Here is a 12,447-nt window from a genome sequence, read left to right as displayed (position 1 = left end):
TCCCGCCGTGCTCGATGCCGCTCACGCGAACGCCTCGACCCGAACACCGGCCGCCAGCAGGGCGGTTCGGACCCGCCGGGCGAGGCCCGCGGCGCCCGGGGTGTCGCCGTGCACGCACAGCGAGCGGGCCCGCAGCCGGATCCGGTCGCCGGTGCGCGCGGTGACCTCGCCGTCCCGGGCGATGGCGACCGAGCGGTGGACGACGGCCTCGGGGTCGTGGACGACGGCGTCGGGCTCGCGGCGGGGGACGAGCGTGCCCTGCGGGGTGTAGGAACGGTCGGCGAACGCCTCGGCGACCACCGGCAGTTCGGCCCGCCCGGCGGCCTCGTGCAACCGCGAACCGGGCAGCCCGAGGACGGGGAGGCCCGGTGCGGCCAGCCCGATGCCGCGGACCACCGCCTCCGCCTGCTCCTCGTCGTGCACCGTCCGGTTGTACAGCGCGCCGTGCGGCTTGACGTACGCCACCCGCGCCCCGGACGCCCGCGCGAACGCCTGCAACGCGCCGATCTGGTAGGCGACTTCGTTCGCGAGCTCGTCCGGCGGGACGTCCATCGCACGCCTCCCGAACCCGGCGAGGTCCCGGTAGGAGACCTGCGCGCCGATCCGCACGCCCCGTGCTGCGGCCAGCTCGCAGACCCGCCGCATGGTGCTCGGGTCCCCGGCGTGGAAGCCGCAGGCGACGTTGGCGCTGGTGACCACGGACAGCAGGGCGTCGTCCTCGGTGAGCGTCCAGCGGCCGAAGCCCTCGCCGAGGTCGGCGTTGAGGTCGACGACCGTCAGGGGAGGCGGCTCGACGGGTCTCATCTCGTGCCGTCCGTCATCGAGCCGTCGACCGTCGCACCGTACGCTCCAGCGCTGTTCACCGCGCCGCCGTCCGTCGCGCCGCCGTCCGTCGCGCCGTACGTCCCCGCGCCGCCGTACGTCCCTGCGCCGCCGTTCACAGCCGCGCCGTTCGCCGGCGCCGCGTCCGTCATCGCGCGGACGATCACCGCGCGCGCGTCGTTCAGATAGCTGGTCAGCTCGACCTCGGCGTCGTCGATCTGACCCGACTCCAGCAGCCCGGTGAGCGTCTGGTTGCGGCGCAGGAACGGCGCGTGGAGCCCCCGGGCGGAGGGTACGGCCGCGAAGGCCAGGCGCAGTTCGGCCATCAGCCGGGCCATGCACTCGTCGATCCGACGGCTGTCCGCGATCCCCGCGACGGCCTGGTGGAAGTGCAGGTCGGCGGTGCCGACGGTGACCCAGTCGTCGACCGCCTCGGCGGCCTCCGCCCGCTCCAGCGCTGCCCGCAGGGCGGCCAGGCGCTCGGGCGCCGCGCTGCGCAGGGCGCGCACCCCGGCCGTCTCCAGGGCGAGGCGCAGGGTGTAGATGTCGGCGACGTCGGCCGGTTCGAGGATCCGGACGAACACGCCGCGGTTCAGCTCGTGGACGACCAGCCGTTCGTCGGCCAGCAGCCGGAACGCCTCGCGGAGCGTGTTGCGCGAGACGGTGAGCGCCTCGCCGAGCGCCTCCTCCGACAGCCGGGTGCCCGGGGCGAGCCTGCCCTCGGTGATGTGGTCGCGCAGCACCTCGGCCACGCGTTGGGCGGCGCTGGCGCGTTCGAGCCGGCCACGGTCGGCCGCGAGCGCGTCGAAAACCCCGGTCACGTTCCACCTCCTGAACTCTTGTCGGATTGTTCCACAATCCCCTAGCCTCTCGGCAACCCCCGCAGGGTCGCGGCCCACCCGGTCGCGACCTCCTCCGCCCATGGGTGCCCCAGACGGCCGTGTCCGGGGTGGAGGTCCCTTCGAAAGGCGGTCAGGAACATGATCGTTCTGCTCGGCATCCTCGTCGTGGTGGCCGGGTTCGCCACCCGGCGAAATCCGCTCCTCGTGGTCGGCGTGGCCGGCGTCCTCACCGGACTGCTCGGTGGGATGAGCCCGCTGAAGGTCCTGGAGGCCTTCGGGACCGGGTTCGCCTCCAGCCGCTCGGTGACCGTCTTCGCCGTCACCCTCCCCGTGATCGGCCTGCTGGAGCGCCACGGCCTGCAGGAACAGGCCCGCACCCTGATGAACAAGCTCGCCAGGGCCAGCGCCGGACGCGTGCTCGCCGTCTACCTGGTGCTCCGTCAGCTCACCGCCGCCTTCGGCCTCACCGGCCTCGGCGGGCCCGCCCCCGCCGTGCGGCCCATGGTCGTACCGATGGCCGAGGCCGCCGCCGAACGCCGCCACGGCACGCTGACCGACAAGGCCCGCGAACGCCTGCGCTCCTTCGCCGCGAGCGCCGACAACGTCGGCCTGTTCTTCGGCGAGGACTGCTTCCTCGCCGTCGGCTCGATCCTCCTCATCACCGGCTTCGTCAACGCGACCTACCACACGGCCCTGGAGCCGGTGCAGCTCGCGCTGTGGGCCATTCCCACCGCGGTCTGCGCCACCCTCGTCCACGGCGCGCGCCTGCTGCGCCTGGACCACACCCTCGCCCGGGACCTCTCCGCCGCCGCCGGCCCGTCCACCACCGCCGTCCGCATCGAGGAGCCGAGCAAGTGATCAAGGTCGAATGGCTGTACTGGCTGGTCGGAGCCGTCTTCATCGCGACGGCCGCACAGATGGCGGTGGACCGCGGCAACCCCAGGCGCCACGGCAGCGCCGCCTTCTGGGGCCTGCTCGGCGCGAGCTTCGTCTACGGCAGCTGGGTCGCCGACAAGAGCGCCCCCGCCGCGCCCCTGGGCGTCGCCGTCCTGGCCATGATCTGTCTGGCCGGCTTCGGCTTCACCGGCCGCGGCACCCCCACGGCCGCCGCCCCCGAACAACGGGCCGCCTCCGCCGCACGCCTGGGCAACCGGTTGTTCGTCCCCGCGCTGGCGCTCCCGCTGGTCGCGCTGGCCTGCGGCACGCTGCTCAAGGGCGTGCACCTCGGCAGCGGCGGTCAGGTGCTGCTGCAGACCGGCAGCGAGACCCTGCTCGGGCTGGGCATCGGCACGGTCGTCGCCCTGGGCGTCGGACTGCTGCTCACCCGCGAGCGCAACCCGGCCGTCGCCCTGCGCTCCGGCCGCGGCCTGCTGGAGGCGATGGGCTGGGCGCTGCTGCTGCCCCAACTCCTCGCCGTTCTGGGCTCGATCTTCCAGAGCGCCGGCGTCGGCACCCAGGTCGGCAAGCTCACCACCCACTTCCTGCCGGACGGCAGCAAGTACGCGGCGGTGGCGGTCTACTGCCTGGGCATGGCCCTGTTCACGATCATCATGGGCAACGCCTTCGCCGCCTTCCCGGTGATGACCGCCGCCATCGGCTGGCCGATCCTGGTCACCCAGTTGCACGGCAGCCCGGCCGTGGTCCTGGCGGTGGGCATGCTGGCCGGCTTCTGCGGCACCCTGGTCACCCCGATGGCGGCCAACTTCAACCTCGTCCCGGCGGCCCTGCTCGAACTCAAGGACCAGTACGGTCCGATCAAGGCCCAACTCCCCACCGCGGGAGCACTGTTGGTCTGCAATATCGCGATCATGTCACTCTTCGCGTTCTGACTCCTCTCGGAAAGGTGGTCCCGTGACCAGGGTCCTGCTCACCGGCTTCGAACCCTTCGACGGCGCCGACGTCAACCCGTCCTGGGAGGTCGCCCGCCTCGTCGCCGCCACCCCGCCCGAGGGGCTGCTGATCACCGCCACCCGGCTGAGCTGCGTCTTCGGCCGGGCAGCCGAGGAACTGCGCACAGCCGTAAGGGAGTTCGCCCCGGACGTGGTGGTCTCGCTCGGATTGTGGTCCGGCCGGCCGGACGTCTGCGTCGAGCGCGTCGCCATCAACGTCGACGACGCCCGCACCTTCGACAACGCGGGCCGGAAGCCGGTCGACCGGCCCATCGTGCCCGACGGCCCCGCTGCCTACTTCTCGACCCTGCCCGTCAAGGAATGCGTGGCCGCCGTCCGCGAGGCGGGCGTCCCCGCCTCCGTGTCGAACAGCGCCGGGACCTTCGTCTGCAACCACGTCTTCTACGCCCTGATGCACCTGCTCGCCACCGAACTCCCCGACGTCCGCGGCGGGTTCGTCCACCTACCCGCCCTCCCCGAACAGGCCCTCGACGGCTCCAAGCCCTCCCTCCCGGCCTCCGCCGCCGCCCAGGCCCTCCGCGCCCTCCTCACCGCTGCCACCACCCACCCCACCGACCTCCGCATCCCCGAGTGGGCGACCCGCTGAAGCCGGAAGCACCTCGCCGCCGCCGAGCCGTGGCTCCGCCTGGGCCTTGACCGCCCCGTCCTCGGCGTCGTCCCCGTCCTCGTCCTCGTCCTCGGCGTCGTCCCCGTCCTCGTCCTCGTCCTCGGCGTCGTCTCCGTCCTCGGCGGCGCGGTGCGCCGCGGCCGGCGCCTCATACCGGGTGCGCGCCTCTCACACCGGGCGCGCGCCTCGCCCGCGAGCTGAACCGGGGTCCGGCTCCCCCGGGGCCGGGAGCGTGAGCCGGGTCACGGCGGTCCCGGTCTCCACTACGGCCGGTCGTGGAAGCTTCCGCCCTTTCAGCCGCGCGAGGACCCTCCGGGCGGGCCGACTGCTACTACACAGCGCCGTAGTTCGAGGCTTGTCACGGATTCGATCGGCCGCTAACAATACGTGGCACCCGTAAGACAACCGGCAGAACTCGGGGGGCCGACGTTCAGAGGTACCCCGTGACAGCCCTTGGCCCGCGATTCAAGCACCGCCGCACGCCACCGCGCCGCACCCGGCGGTCCGTGCGCCCCACGGCGGTGATCGTGCTGCTGCTGTGCTGTGCGTCGGCCGTGATCGGCGCGGCCGTGCTCACGGCCGGCGGCCGCCTTCCGGCCGTGGGGGCTCCGGCGGCCGCGGCGGTCGGCCGGGTGACGGGCTTCCTGGACTACTTCGCCGGCGTCTTCACCCTCCTCACGCTGACCGGCGCCGTGGTGGGCGGGCTCGTGGCCACCGACCGGCTGGTGCTGACTCCCCGCCTGCGCGTCGCCGTACAGTCCGTGCACCGGGCGACCGCCGTCGCGGCGCTGGGCTTCCTGGCGACGCACATCGCGGTCAAGGTCATGGAGCGCCACGCCGCGCCGCAGACCGCGCTGCTCCCGTTCAGCGGCGGCGCGACGTTCGCGGTCGGCCTGGGCACCATCGCCGCCGATCTGCTCGTGCTGGTCGCCGCGACCGGCGCGGTACGGGGGCGGTTCGCGGGCAGCCGCCGTCCGTGGCTGTGGCGAGTCCTGCACGCGACGGCGTACGCCTGCTGGCCGATCGCCCTGGCCCACGGGCTGGCGGCGGGCCGACCGGCACACGCCTGGGTGGTGTGGAGCTACGGGCTGTGCGCCGCCGTGGTGGCGCTCGCGCTCCTGGTCCGTGCCCTGGCCTTCGCCGGCCGTCGGCGGACCGGCGCCCGGCACCGACGCGCGGTGAAGGCGCACCGGCCCACCACCCAGCCCTTCGCCACTCTCGCCCACCTGTCCGTCCCGGCACCGCGCGGAAAGGCATCCCGTCGGCCCGGGCAGGCCACCCGCGCAGCCGGACCACCCGCGCCCCCGCTGCACGGCCTCGCCCGATCGGGCGGTGCCCGATGAGCGCCGCCCTGGACCTGCCTCGGGTGCACCGGCTGGGTCCGGCCCTGCTGACCGCCGGTCTCGACCACCGACGGCGGCTCGATCTGGCCGCCCACACCGACGTCCACGGGCGGCTGCCCCACCTCGACCGGGACGCCCTGCTGGCCGTGGCCGACCGCATCGAACTGCGCGGCCGAGGCGGCGCCGGCTTCCCCTTCGCCCGCAAGGCACGGGCCACCCTGGCCGCCGCCGACCGCACCGGCACCCCGCCGGTCGTCGTGGTGAACGGCGCCGAGGGCGAACCGCCCAGCGCCAAGGACCGGATGCTGCTCACCCGCGCGCCGCACCTCGTCATCGACGGCGCCCGCCTCGCCGCCGCCGCCCTCGGGGCCGAGGAACTGGTGATCGGCGTCGCCGCGGGCGGCCCCGGGGAGATCTCGGTCCCCGCCGCCCTCGCGGAGCGGACCGACCTCCCGTGCCCGGCCCGGACCGTCTGCCTGCCCGAACGCTTCGTCTCCGGAGAGTCCGGCGCCCTGATCCGGGGCATCAACGGCCAGCCCGTCCTGCCGCCGACCGTGAAGGCCCGGGCGGCCGACGGCGGAGACGGGGGAGTGCGCCGCCGTCCGACCCTGCTGGCCAACGCCGAGACCTGGGCGCAGCTCGCCGTCGCGGCCCGGATCGGACCGGACGCCTACGCCTCCGTCGGCATCCACGAGCCCGGGACCGTTCTGCTGACGGTCAACCGGACCGGCACCGATCAGCTGGTGGTCGAGGCCCCGGCCGGGATCCGGCTGGGAACGGTGCTGGAGGCCTGCGGTGTCGCACCGGGTGCCGGCGTGCTGGTGGGCGGCTACCACGGTGCCTGGCTGGACCCGCGCAGGGCGGTGGAAGCGCCGCTGTCGAACGCCGGACTCGCAGCCGTCGGCGGCACGCTCGGCGCGGGTGCGATCGCGGTGCTCCCCGCTGAGGTCTGCCCGGTCGGCGAGATCGCCCGGGTCGCGGCCTGGCTGGCGGCCGAGTCGGCCGGCCAGTGCGGGCCCTGCAAGCGCGGCCTGCCGGCCGCCGCCGACGCCCTCGCCGCGCTGGCGGCCGCGGGCGGCGGGTCCGCCGCCCTGGACGCCCTGGAGACCGCACGCCACGCCGTCACCACGACCCAGGGCGGTGGCGCCTGCTCCCACCCGGACGGTACGGCCCGGTTCGTCCTGTCCGCGCTCGACGTGTTCGCCGAGGACGTCGGCCTGCACACCTCCGGGGCCGGCTGCGGCCGCCCGGTGAACGGGGCGCTGCCCCTACCGCGCCGGAACGGGACCACGCTGGAAGTCGACTGGTCCCGCTGCGCGGGCCACGGACTGTGCGCCGTGCTCGCCCCGGACCTGATCCGCCTCGGCCCGCACGGCTACCCGGTGTCGGCCGGCATGCCCGTCGCCGCCTGGCAGGAACACGGAGCCCGCCGAGCCGTGAACCAGTGCCCCGCCCTCGCCCTGCGGATCCGGCGCCGCCACGGCTGATCGCCCCCGTTCCCGGCCGGCTATCGCAAGGGCCAGGAGTTCGACGGGTGGTCCAGCCACGCCGTATGCGCCGTGTCCCACCCATGGGTGGGACACGGCGCAGGGCCTCAACTCGCTCTGTGAGGTGGCGTAGTGGCACCCGGGTCACCGTTCCACCGGGCATGATCCACCGGGGGTGCCGCGTCCACCGGTCCTCCGCGCGCCCCTCAGGACGTACCGAAGAAGCTGTCCAGGATCCGCTGCGCCGCCAGCCCCGCCGGCAGCGTACCGGCGCGCACCTCGGCCTCCAGTGACGGGGCGAGCCGCCGCACCTCCGGGTGCTCGTGCAGCCGGGCGTACAGCTGGTCGTGGACCATCGACCACGTCCACTCGACCTGCTGCTCCCGCCGCTTGGCCGCCAGCGCGCCCGTCGCGTCCAGCACCTTCCTGTGCTGCTGCAACCGCTCCCACAGCACGTCCAGCCCGGCCCCGTCGAGCCCGCTGCAGGTGAGCACCGGCGGTGTCCACGCCGCGTCCGGGGCCTGCAACAGCCGCAGGGCACCGGCCAGTTCGCGGGCAGCGGCGCGGGCGTCCCGCTCGTGCGGGCCGTCCGCCTTGTTGACCGCGATGACGTCCGCCAGCTCCAGCACGCCCTTCTTGATGCCCTGCAGCTGGTCCCCGGTCCGGGCCAGGCTGAGCAGCAGGAAGGTGTCCACCATTCCCGCCACCGCCGTCTCCGACTGCCCGACGCCCACCGTCTCGATGAGCACCACGTCGTACCCGGCCGCCTCCATGACCACCATCGACTCCCGGGTGGCCTTGGCGACCCCGCCGAGCGTCCCGGAGGTCGGCGACGGCCGGACGAAGGCGGCGGGATCCACCGCCAGCCGCTCCATCCGGGTCTTGTCGCCCAGGATGGACCCGCCCGTCCGGCTGGACGTCGGGTCGACGGCGAGCACCGCGACCCGGTGGCCCAGCCCGGTCAGCATCGTCCCGAAGGAGTCGATGAAGGTCGACTTGCCGACTCCGGGCACCCCCGTGATGCCCACCCGGACCGCCCCGCCCGCGTGCGGCAGCAGCCGCTGCAGCAGCTGCTGCGCGAGCGCGCGGTGGTCGGGCCGGGTGGACTCGACGAGGGTGACGGCGCGCGCGATCCAGGCGCGCGAGCCGTCGAGGACACCCGTCACGTAGCTGTCGAGGTCGATCGTCCGCGGAGGCATACGATCAGGCGATCACAGCTCGTGGCCGAGGTCGGCCGCCAGTGCCGTCAGCAGGTCGTACGCCGCGTCCGGGATCACCGTGCCCGGGCCGAACACGGCCGCGGCGCCCGCCTCGTACAGCGCGTCGAAGTCCTGCGGGGGGATGACCCCGCCGACCACGATGGTGATGTCCGCGCGCCCCGCCTCGGCGAGCTCGGCGCGCAGCGCGGGAACCAACGTCAGATGACCGGCGGCCAGCGACGAGACACCCACGATGTGCACGTCGGCCTCGACGGCCTGGCGGGCGACCTCGGCCGGGGTCTGGAACAGCGGGCCGACGTCGACCGTGAAGCCCAGGTCCGCGAACGCGGTGGCGATCACCTTCTGGCCGCGGTCGTGGCCGTCCTGGCCCATCTTGGCGACCAGGATGCGCGGACGGCGGCCCTCGGCCTGCTCGAACCGCTCGACCAGGTCGCGGGTGCGCTGGAGGGGAGCCGACGGGCCCGCTTCGTCTCGGTACACACCGGAGATGGTACGGATCTGGCCGGAGTGGCGGCCGTACACCTTCTCCAGGGCGTCCGAGATCTCGCCGACGGTGGCCTTGGCCCGGGCCGCGTTGACGGCCAGGTGCAGCAGGTTGCCGTCCAGCGAGCCGCCGCGCTGCGGGCCGGCCTCGGCGGCCGCCGTCAGCGCGCGCAGCGCGTCCTGGCACACCGCCTCGTCGCGCTCCTCGCGCAGCCGCCGGAGCTTCTCGATCTGCCGGGCGCGCACCGCGGAGTTGTCGACCTTGAGGACGTCGATCTGCTCGTCGCTCTCGACCCGGTACTTGTTGACGCCGATCACCGGCTGGCGGCCGGAGTCGATCCGCGCCTGGGTGCGGGCGGCGGCCTCCTCGACGCGCATCTTCGGGATGCCCGCGTCGATGGCCTTGGCCATGCCGCCGGCCGCCTCGACCTCCTGGATGTGCTGCCAGGCCCTGGCGGCGAGGTCGTGGGTCAGCTTCTCGACGTACGCCGAGCCGCCCCACGGGTCGATCACCCGGCAGGTGCCGGACTCCTGCTGGAGCAGCAGCTGGGTGTTGCGGGCGATGCGGGCGGAGAAGTCGGTGGGCAGCGCCAGCGCCTCGTCGAGGGCGTTGGTGTGCAGCGACTGGGTGTGGCCCTGGGTGGCGGCCATCGCCTCGACGCAGGTCCGCGTGACGTTGTTGAACACGTCCTGGGCGGTCAGCGACCAGCCCGAGGTCTGCGAATGGGTGCGCAGCGAAAGGGACTTGGCGTTCTTCGGGTCGAACTGCCTGACCAGCTTGGCCCACAGCAGCCTGGCCGCGCGCAGCTTGGCGACCTCCATGAAGAAGTTCATGCCGATCGCCCAGAAGAACGACAGCCGTGGCGCGAAGGCGTCCACGTCCAGGCCCACGTCCAGGCCCGCGCGCAGGTACTCCACCCCGTCGGCCAGAGTGTAGGCCAGCTCCAGGTCGGCCGTGGCCCCGGCCTCCTGGATGTGGTAACCGGAGATGGAGATCGAGTTGTACCGCGGCATCTTCTGCGAGGTGTACGCGAAGATGTCCGAGATGATCCGCATCGACGGCTGCGGCGGGTAGATGTACGTGTTGCGGACCATGAACTCCTTGAGGATGTCGTTCTGGATGGTCCCCGCGAGCTTCTCCGGCGGTACGCCCTGCTCCTCGGCCGCGACGATGTACAGCGCCAGGACGGGCAGCACCGCGCCGTTCATGGTCATCGACACCGACATCCTGTCCAGCGGGATGCCGTCGAACAGCTGGCGCATGTCGTAGATCGAGTCGATGGCGACGCCCGCCATGCCGACGTCGCCGGTGACGCGCGGGTGGTCGCTGTCGTACCCGCGGTGGGTCGGCAGGTCGAAGGCGACCGAGAGGCCCTTCTGACCGGCGGCCAGGTTGCGGCGGTAGAAGGCGTTGGACTCCTCGGCGGTGGAGAAGCCCGCGTACTGGCGGACGGTCCACGGCTGGTTGACGTACATGGTCGGGTACGGCCCGCGCAGGTACGGAGCGATGCCGGGGTACGTCTCCAGGAAGTCCAGTCCGGCCAGGTCGGCCGCGGTGTACAGCGGCTTGACGCCGATGCCCTCGGGGGTTTCCCAGACCAGCTCGTCGACGTCCTTGCCGGTGACCCGGCGCCAGGCGGCCTGCCACTGGGCGTCGGAGACCGCGCTGTCGCCGTCGCCCCCGGCGGTGCCGCCGTCCAGCTCGATTCCGGTGAAGTCGGGGATCATCGAGCAACTCCGATCTGGTCCAGCAGGGAGGTCAGGACGGCGATCGCGTCCCCGCCCGCGTAGATGAACTCGTCCACTCCGGCGGGAAGTTCGCCGAGCCGCCCGGCCAGCAGCACCCGCTGGGCGCCGACCGCCCTCAGGGCGCCGGCGACCGCCGCGGCGTGCTCGCCGTACAGGGCGTCGCTGGAGCACAGGCAGGCGACGGTGGCACCGGACTCGGCGAAGGCCGACGCGAACGCGGCCGGGTCGACGCCCTCGGCGGCGACGGTGGCGATGCCGCCGGCCTGGAACAGGTTGGCCGCGAAGGTGGTGCGCGCGGTGTGCGCGGCGGCGGTGCCGACCGAGGCCAGGAACAGCTTCGGGCGGTGGCCGTGCTCCGCCAGGAAGGCGTCCGAGCGGTCCCGCAGCGCCTCGTACGCCTCGGCGCGGCGCACCCGCGGCAGGCCGCCGCCCGGCGCCGCCGGGGCCGGCTCGCGGACCAGCGGCTGCTCGTCCAGGTGGGGGAACTCGCTGACGCCGGTGACCGGTTCGCGCCGCTTGGCGAGCTTCGTGGAGCGCTCCGCCCAGGTCGCGGCGATCCGCTCGCCGACCAGGCCGGAGCCGAGGGCGGCCTGCTGGCCGCCGGCCCGCTCGATCTCCTGGAACCAGGCCCAGGCGGCCTGCGCCAGCTCCTCGCCCAGCTGCTCGACGTACCAGGAGCCGCCGGCCGGGTCGATCACCCGGGCCAGGTGGGACTCCTCCAGCAGGATCGACTGGGTGTTGCGGGCGATCCGGCGGGCGAAGGCGTCGGGCAGGCCGAGCGCGCTGTCGAAGGGCAGCACGGTGACGGCGTCGGCGCCGCCGACCCCGGCGGCCAGGCAGGCCACGGTGGTGCGCAGCATGTTCACCCACGGGTCGCGGGCGGTCATCATCACCGTGGAGGTGACGGCGTGCTGACGCTGCGCCGAGGCCTCGGCGGAGGCGCCGGACACCTCGGCGACCCGGGCCCACAGGCGGCGGGCGGCACGGAACTTGGCGATGGTCAGGAACTGGTCGGCGTCCGCGGCGAAGCGGAACTCCAGCTGGCCGAGCGCGGCGTCCACGGACAGTCCGGCGGCGGTCAGCGCGCGCAGGTAGGCGACGCCGGTGGCGAGCGCGCAGCCCAGCTCCTGGGCGGGGGAGGCGCCGGCCTCGTGGTACGGCAGGGCGTCGACGGTGAGCGCCCGGACGTTCGGGTAGCCCTCGGCGCAGCGGGCGGCGAGCGCGGTGGCCTCGGCGAGCAGCGCCCCGGTGCCGTCCGCCTCGCCGGTGCGGGCCTGGAGGCCGAGCGGGTCGGCGCCGAGGTTGCCGGCGGCGGAGCCGGGGGAGACCTCGCGCTCCTCGTACAGCTTGAACAACTGCTCGGCGGCTTCGGTGAATTCGGCCCCGGCGTCGAGCGCGACGGCGGCCAGGTCCAGGTACACCCCGGTGAGCGCCTCGGGCAGGGCGGCGACCGGCAGGCCGGTACCGCCCAGCTCCAGCCAGAGCGAGCCGACGCCGTGCTCCAGGTCGGCCAGCACGGCCTCGTTGGTGCGCCGGCGGTCCGGGTCGGCGTGCCGCTGGCGTACGTCCCACCCGGAGGCCGCGGAGCCCTGCGGGCGGCCGCCGCGGACGAACGGCGGGAAGCCGGGGAATCCGGGCTCGGCCGAGGTGTCCTCGGCGGTGTACAGCGGTCGGGCGCGCAGCCCGTCCGGGAGCGCGGTGGTGAGCGCCTGCTCGGCGGCGGCGCCGTCCTCGGGCTGGGCACCGGACTTGCGCAGCACACCCTCGACGAGCTGCTGCCACTGCTCACGGTGCGCGGCCGGGAACTCGGCGGCGAGGGGGAGCCTTTCGGGCGGGACCTTCATGTGCGCAGGTTAGCGCCCGTTTGCATGCCCGCAGGAGGGGCGGCGCGTGTGAGCTTGTTCTCGCTTTGGCGAACCTTTTGCACTCCTTCCGCCGTGGAGTGTCAAGAGGGGTGCCGCACCAACTCTCCATCACGGGGTCA

At 74.0% G+C, this 12,447-nt stretch carries 10 protein-coding genes; 5 read left to right on the top strand and 5 right to left on the bottom strand.

All coding sequences use genetic code 11. The annotated features are described in order from the left end of the window. Positions 1-21: 21 nt before the first annotated feature. Positions 22-804 (bottom strand): LamB/YcsF family protein, encoded by a 783-nt coding sequence (locus tag ACZ6Z8_RS23710; RefSeq protein ID WP_465612065.1) that lies wholly within the window; start codon positions 802-804, stop codon positions 22-24. Beyond that, on the bottom strand, positions 801-1,643 hold the full coding sequence (locus ACZ6Z8_RS23705; RefSeq protein WP_465612064.1) for a GntR family transcriptional regulator: 843 nt from the start codon (positions 1,641-1,643) through the stop codon (positions 801-803). The genes ACZ6Z8_RS23710 and ACZ6Z8_RS23705 overlap by 4 nt, the downstream gene beginning before the upstream one ends. 159 nt (positions 1,644-1,802) lie before the next feature. Here ACZ6Z8_RS23705 and ACZ6Z8_RS23700 point away from each other — a divergent pair, with 159 nt between their 5' ends. From ACZ6Z8_RS23700 to ACZ6Z8_RS23680, 5 genes are all read left to right on the top strand, one after another. Then, a complete protein-coding gene (locus ACZ6Z8_RS23700; protein ID WP_465612063.1) occupies positions 1,803-2,522 on the top strand; it encodes a DUF969 domain-containing protein in 720 nt (239 codons plus the stop codon). Further along, positions 2,519-3,493 (top strand): DUF979 domain-containing protein, encoded by a 975-nt coding sequence (locus ACZ6Z8_RS23695; RefSeq protein WP_465612062.1) that lies wholly within the window; start codon positions 2,519-2,521, stop codon positions 3,491-3,493. The genes ACZ6Z8_RS23700 and ACZ6Z8_RS23695 overlap by 4 nt, the downstream gene beginning before the upstream one ends. 22 nt (positions 3,494-3,515) lie before the next feature. Beyond that, a complete protein-coding gene (gene pcp, locus ACZ6Z8_RS23690) occupies positions 3,516-4,160 on the top strand; it encodes a pyroglutamyl-peptidase I (RefSeq protein ID WP_465612061.1) in 645 nt (214 codons plus the stop codon). Between the two features lie 527 nt (positions 4,161-4,687). Further along, positions 4,688-5,524: a hypothetical protein gene (locus ACZ6Z8_RS23685; RefSeq protein WP_465612060.1), complete on the top strand. Its 837-nt coding sequence runs from the start codon at positions 4,688-4,690 to the stop codon at positions 5,522-5,524. Continuing rightward, positions 5,521-7,011: an NADH-ubiquinone oxidoreductase-F iron-sulfur binding region domain-containing protein gene (locus ACZ6Z8_RS23680; protein ID WP_465612059.1), complete on the top strand. Its 1,491-nt coding sequence runs from the start codon at positions 5,521-5,523 to the stop codon at positions 7,009-7,011. The genes ACZ6Z8_RS23685 and ACZ6Z8_RS23680 overlap by 4 nt, the downstream gene beginning before the upstream one ends. Before the next feature lie 206 nt (positions 7,012-7,217). On the opposite strand, the gene meaB is transcribed toward ACZ6Z8_RS23680, so the two are convergent. From meaB to ACZ6Z8_RS23665, 3 genes are read right to left on the bottom strand one after another with little or no spacing between them, the layout of a single operon-like run. Next, complete coding sequence (gene meaB / locus ACZ6Z8_RS23675) at positions 7,218-8,210, bottom strand: methylmalonyl Co-A mutase-associated GTPase MeaB (protein ID WP_465612058.1); 993 nt, start codon at positions 8,208-8,210, stop codon at positions 7,218-7,220. A 12-nt stretch (positions 8,211-8,222) separates the two neighbouring features. Continuing rightward, entirely contained in the window at positions 8,223-10,442 is a 2,220-nt protein-coding gene (scpA, locus tag ACZ6Z8_RS23670; protein ID WP_465612057.1) for a methylmalonyl-CoA mutase, read from the bottom strand. Further along, complete coding sequence (locus ACZ6Z8_RS23665; RefSeq protein WP_465612056.1) at positions 10,439-12,307, bottom strand: methylmalonyl-CoA mutase subunit beta; 1,869 nt, start codon at positions 12,305-12,307, stop codon at positions 10,439-10,441. Before ACZ6Z8_RS23665 ends, scpA begins: the two co-directional genes overlap by 4 nt. Positions 12,308-12,447: the final 140 nt, after the last annotated feature.

This window comes from Kitasatospora sp. NPDC101108 (genome assembly GCF_055584725.1).
The sequence above is the reverse complement of the archived record's forward strand: the minus strand, read 5'-3'. Positions and strand labels throughout refer to the sequence as shown.